The sequence below is a fragment of the Kitasatospora sp. NPDC093558 genome (genome assembly GCF_040683475.1).
Taxonomy (GTDB): Bacteria; Actinomycetota; Actinomycetes; order Streptomycetales; family Streptomycetaceae; genus Kitasatospora.
Map to the genome: position 1 here is coordinate 1 of NZ_JBFBDY010000789.1, position 2,590 is coordinate 2,590.

Here is a 2,590-nt window from a genome sequence, read left to right on the forward strand (position 1 = left end):
CCTCCTCGTACCACTCCTTGATCGAGCGGGCGATGGTCGGGCCCACGCCCTCGGCGGCGGCCAGTTCCTCCTCGGTGGCCGAGAAGATCCGGTCGCGGGCGAGGGCGGACAGACTGGTGAGGGCGTCCGGGTGGCGTGGGCCGAGGACCACCAGGCGGCGGTCGTAGGTCTCCTGGTCCAGATCGCGGGCGGCCTCGGAGTCTCCGGCCATTCGGTAGTCGATGGCCAGGTTGTTGGCGGCCCGCAGCGTGCGGGAGTTCTCGTCGCCGAACACGTCCCGCAACTGACCGTAGGTTTCGAGGTCGAGTTCGAGGGCGTCCTGGAAGCGGCCCAACGCCCGTAGGTCGGCGCCGAGTGAGCCCGCCGTGACCATGACGTACGGGTTGCGCCGGCCCAGCAGCTCCTGCTGCCCGGCCAGGGTCGCCTCGTCCAGTTCCAGTGCCTGCAGGTAACTTCCCTGGGAGTGCAGTATGTTGGCGAGGCAGGAGTCGAGGCTGAGGACCTGGCGGTGCAGCGTACGCCGCTCGACCTCGCCCTGCTCGCCTACCAGCCGCTGGGTCCAGCCGGACTTCAGCTGCTCGGCGAGCGCCTGGGCGCGGTCCAGCTCGGCCTGCTGCCAGAGGTAGCGGACCTGGTCGATCAACAGCTCGCGGGTCTCGCGCTCCTCGCAGTCCTGGGCTCGGGACGGTGCCAGGTGCGGCCAGATCGGCTCGAACCTCGGCCAGTTGGCCGGGTTGTCGGTATCGCCGAGGGGCGGCCGAGCGCCGACCAGGATGTGGTGCACATCGTGCATCGCGGCGATGCACTCGTCCTCGGTCATCCGGGAGCGGACCACGTCCCCCACGAGCCGGTGCACCTCAAGGCTTTTGGCCCCGAAGTCCACCTCGGCCAGCGCGTATCGGCTGACCGCCCGGATCACCTTGCCGAGCATGAAGACGTCAGTGAGGTCCTCGTCGTACGGGAGTAGCGCGCGGATCATCTGGCCGCTGTAGACCAGGGACAACGAGATCGGCCCCGGCGCGAGGAACGCGCACAGCTGCAGCAGCCGCACCGCCGCTGGGCACTGCTCGCGCAGTCGGGCGATCGACACGTCCCAGGTGGCGTCGGACTGGAGGGCCCTGACGGTCTCGGCATGCACCTGGGCGATGTGGTCCTCGGCGGGTGTCCGGGTGACGGCAAGCCAGGCCGCGGCGATCTCCACCGCGAGCGGCAGGTCGCCGAGCACGTCGGCCACCCGTTCGGCGTCCTGGCGCGCGAGCCCGGCGACTCGGCGGCAGAGGTGCTCGACGCTCTCCTCACGGGTGAAGGTATCCAGCCCGAGCACGCCACCGCGCATCGACCAAGCCCGGTTGCGCGAGGTCACCAGGACGTGGCCGGCGCCGTAGGGGAAGTAGCGGCGGATCCCGATCGGCTCGTCGGCGCCGTCGAAGATCAGCAGCCAGCGGGAGGTCGGGATACCGCGGCGCAGCGCCTCGCGCACCCTCTCGGCGGTCTCGGCAAGGCTGTAGCCGGCCCGCAGCCCGAGCCGGTCGGCGAGCTTGGCGAGCTCGAGCGGGACCCGCTCGACCTCCCCGGCGTCGATCCACCAGACCAGGTCGTAGTGGGACTTGTAGCGGTGCGCGTACTCCAGTGCCACCTGGGTCTTGCCGACGCCGCCGAGACCCTGCAGTGCCGTCGGCGTGGGCAGCACCACGGTCGGGCCGCCGACCAGCTGTTCGCGCAACTCCTCCAGCACGTCGGACCGGCCGGTGAACGACGGGTTGCGCCCAGGGACGGACCAGAACCTGGGCTTGCCACCGGGCCAGCGCGGCAGCTCGGTCTCCCAGCGGTCCAGCGGGTCGATCCGGCCCACAGCGTGCAGCAGCGCGAAGACAGCCTCCCCCTCGTCCATCCCGACCAGGTCGACCAGGTTGCGCCGCTCCAAGGGCGCGGTGAGCCGAACTTCGCCGACCCGGACCAGGATGATCCGCTGGTCGGCCGCCGCCAGGCCGTCCGGATCTCCGATGGCCTCCCAGCGCACCTGGGCCGGCGAGGCGCGCAGACAGCCATCGGAGAGTACGGCCACGGTGAGATCAGGCGCCGCGCTGTCGTGCCCGGTGCCATCACGCCTGGTGCGCGGTGATGCGGTCGCACCGCGGTCGACGTCCGCTGCCACGACCCGGAACCCGGCTAGCTCCAGGACGGCGCCGATCCAGTCGGCCCACGGCCTGTCCTCGGCCAAGTACTCGACACGGACAACCGACCGCTGCGGGATCACCGCCTCAGCTTGCCACAACTACCCGGCGCGTAAAAGGACTTCGGCGCCGGTCGGCGAGACCACCCAAGCCGTCATCGGAATCCTCGGCCAGAACCCCGCAAGGGGGTCATCCACACGCGGAGCAGGAGTAGAGGACGCGTCGTTCATGGAAGCGGTGCTGGGGGGGCGAGGTCGGCGGCGGTGCTCGTCGAGCTCGCACGTGCTGACGGGAAGGCTGCCGCGCTCTGCGCGCTGGCCAGCGGCTTGTTGGCCGCGGCCGTGGCGGCCCTCCTGGTGTGGTCCACCGGGCCGCCGCTGTGGGACGCCGGCTGCCGCTTCGACTTCGAGAACCCC

The 2,590-nt window shown here is 71.0% G+C and carries 1 protein-coding gene; it reads right to left on the bottom strand.

The window, feature by feature from the left end; translation table 11 throughout:
* On the bottom strand, positions 1-2,257 hold a 2,257-nt coding region (fxsT, locus tag AB0O00_RS35230; protein WP_363658784.1), incomplete at its 3' end, for an FxSxx-COOH system tetratricopeptide repeat protein.
* Positions 2,258-2,590: the final 333 nt, after the last annotated feature.